General features: G+C 50.0%; 1 pseudogene. It reads left to right on the forward strand.

Annotated elements, in window-relative coordinates:
* Positions 1 to 43: 43 nt before the first annotated feature.
* Positions 44 to 232, forward strand: a pseudogene (locus tag R2R70_RS23435) (rhamnose ABC transporter substrate-binding protein); the annotation flags it as partial.

A 232-nucleotide genomic window follows, 5' to 3' on the forward strand; every position in this document is an offset into this window, starting at 1 on the left:
TGGCGCGTCGGGCCAATAACCCATTGCCATAAAGGATATCTTCATGACACTTCATCGCTTTAAGAAAATCGCCTTACTTAGCGTTCTTGGCATTGCCGCAATCTCTATGAATGTGCAGGCCGCAGAGCGTATTGCATTTATTCCCAAACTGGTTGGCGTGGGATTTTTTACCAGCGGTGGCAACGGCGCACAACAAGCGGGTAAAGAGCTGGGCGTTGATGTGACCTACGAC

Source organism: Cobetia sp. SIMBA_158 (assembly GCF_046566945.1).
Classification (GTDB): domain Bacteria; phylum Pseudomonadota; class Gammaproteobacteria; order Pseudomonadales; family Halomonadaceae; genus Cobetia; species Cobetia amphilecti.